Source organism: Bacillota bacterium, from assembly GCA_040754675.1.
GTDB lineage: Bacteria > Bacillota > Limnochordia > Limnochordales > Geochordaceae > Geochorda.
Genome location: JBFMCJ010000578.1, coordinates 1 through 2,491, shown reverse-complemented (window position 1 = coordinate 2,491; position 2,491 = coordinate 1). Strand labels below are relative to the sequence as shown.

Genomic DNA, 2,491 nt, shown 5'->3' with positions numbered 1-2,491 from the left:
ACCCGAAGGAGCAGGTGTGAGGGACAAGGTCGGCGTGGTAGCGTTCGACGGAGACAACTTCGGGGAGATCGTGCGGAGTCTAGATGATTATGGAGCTTCCATGCAATGGTCGCGTCGGACCGCCAACACAGTACGGGTGGCCGCCTACCGTGCCCTGTGCGAGGCGACTCAGAACGCCATTAACCCAGGGCGGTCGGGGCTAAGTTACCTGCCGTTCGAGGTGGTCTTACTGAGCGGTGACGAGTTCACCGCTATCACCTGGGAGCGCGTAGCTCTGGATGTGGCCGCCAGGTTCCTCAAGTACACCGGCCAGGAATTCCGCGGTCCTGGGCCCGATGTGCATTTCTCAGGGGCGGTGGCCACATGTGACAAAAGGGCACCCGTGCGGCTTCTGCTGGAGTTTTGCGAACGAATGCAGAAGGTCGCCAAAAACCACGCCAGGCAACGCAAAGAGGGTCTGGTTCACTTCCTGGTGGCGGACTCGCTGGCGGAAATACCCGATGACGCAGCCGAACTGGGGGACGCACTCTTCAGGGAGGCGGACACCACCTGGGGCGAGCCCCTCTCTCTTACACTGCGGCCCTTCTCGGCTCGAGAACTGGATTTCATGCTTCGGCAGGCACGTGAAGTGGTGAAGGGGGGGGACCTGGGGCCTCTGCGGAGACTGGGAGGGGCTTATCTGCGGCGCCCGCCCGTGGTGGCAAGGCTTTTCTTCCTGTACTACATGGCGCGAGCCAGGAGTTCGGGTCTTCAGCACATCCTGGGGGTTAAGGCCCGGCCAGCCTGGGTGGAGGTTTTCCCCGGTATTTGCCCCCCGGATTCACCCGTGCCCGGCCGCCGCCCCCTGATCGGGGATGAGAGGCTCGCGAGTGGACATCAACAGGCCCGATTTACCCCATTGTGGGACCTGGCGGAAATCGCCAAGACCCTGCAGTGAGTCGGGGGTGGTTAGTTTGAATCAGTCAGGTAGTGAGGTCAGGTTCCGGGCCACCGTACGTGTGGAGTGCCACAGCCCTATCCTGGTACAGGGTGCCGGACTCCCCAAAGGCACCGCCGACCTGCTCTTCTTTGAGAGGGATCGCCGTGCGGTCATCCCGGGGTCCTCGCTCCGGGGAGCGTGGCGACACGCCTTAGAACGGCTGCTGCGGCAACTTGGACAGCCTGTGTGTTACCCCCCGCGTCCTGAATCGATGTGCCCCCATGTAGACCTCGGTCGGGGGACAACCGGTGAGTTTTGCATGGCGTGTAAGGTCTTCGGGTCCCCGTGGTTGGCCTCGCGGCTGGCTGTCGAGGATTTGTATGCGGAACAAGAGGAACCGGAAGGCGAAGAACTGTTGCGGCATGGCGTGGCAGTCGACAGGATATCGGGAGCAGTGTCACGTGGTAAGCTCTTCATAACCGAGGTCCCTCACGCCCGTGCGTTTACCGGTAGCATCCGGGGCGAACTCGACAGCACCCAGCTGGGCTTGCTCATAGCGGCTGCACGTCTCATCACGCACCTGGGAGGTGGACGGGCGCGCGGACTGGGGCGCGTTACGGTCAAAATAGGCGATCTGTGCCACAGCAAGGGCACGCCGTTGGGGTGGAACCAGGAGGACTTGATCCTCGAGGCGGTGAGGAGGATGGGAGCATGAGGTGGTATCGTGCCGTACTCGAGCTCAGAGCTCCCGTCCTGGTGGGTGGAGAGGGTTACGATGGAGTGGTCCGGGACACGCGGGAGTGGATACCCGGTTCGGTGTGGCGGGGTGCTTTCATCCAGGAACTCCTGCGGGACCTGGGCTGTCTGCGGGAGTGGAATCGCCCCGGCGGTCGGATCTGTCCTTCGTGCGACCGGACAGGTTCCTGTCAACTGCCGCCCTTGCTCTACGAAGCTCGCTTCTTACCCCTGCTTCCGGCCCCCAGGCCGGCGCGAGGGGAAGAGGCCGCCGACGCAGGCACAACTCGACCCGCACATTTCGACGTCCGGCTGTTCCCCGCGCCCCTGAGCGGGCGAGTGTGCAAGCAAAACGGCCGGCATCCGCTGCAGGACCTGTTGCGGGGGGGCCTCGCGGGCCACATCACGAGACATCGGCAACCTGACGCGGAGTTGCCCGGCCCTCCCACCTGCCCAACATGCGGTGGCCGCGTCGAGCGCCTGCGTGGCACGGTGGAGCAGCTAGGCCAGGGCCCCCACCCGTCCTTCCGGATGGTCAGCGTGAGGAAAAGGCTGGAAACCAAGGTTGGCTTGAGCCGCCGGACCGGCAGGGCCGAGGAGGAAATACTGTTCGCGGTGCGACCGATCACCCACATCGACGCCGACGCCACCGTTTTTGTGGGGAGTCTGGCCGTTCCGGATGCGGTGGCCGCGTGGCTGGGTAACGCCTACCCCATTTCCCTGGGTGGTGGCAAAGCGCGGGGTTTTGGGAGTGGGACCCTGCGTCTCTTGCCGATGCGACAACCCGCCGATCTGGATCAGCGTTTGCAGCACTTCCAGCCGCAGGCCGGTGGCGCA

3 protein-coding genes are annotated in these 2,491 nt (G+C 64.1%); all 3 read left to right on the top strand.

The annotated features are described in order from the left end of the window. Positions 1-937 (top strand): hypothetical protein (locus AB1609_21100; protein ID MEW6048933.1); only part of this gene is annotated, 937 nt, incomplete at its 5' end. After that, complete coding sequence (locus tag AB1609_21095) at positions 855-1,634, top strand: RAMP superfamily CRISPR-associated protein (GenBank protein MEW6048932.1); 780 nt, start codon at positions 855-857, stop codon at positions 1,632-1,634. The genes AB1609_21100 and AB1609_21095, both read left to right, overlap by 83 nt. Beyond that, the coding region (locus tag AB1609_21090) for a hypothetical protein (GenBank protein ID MEW6048931.1) at positions 1,631-2,491 on the top strand (861 nt) is incomplete at its 3' end. The genes AB1609_21095 and AB1609_21090, both read left to right, overlap by 4 nt.

Excerpts from the sequence above, each read along its gene's own strand:
- AB1609_21095 (MEW6048932.1), top strand. The coding sequence starts at position 855 with ATGAGAGGCTCGCGAGTGGACATCAACAGGCCCGATTTACCCCATTGT.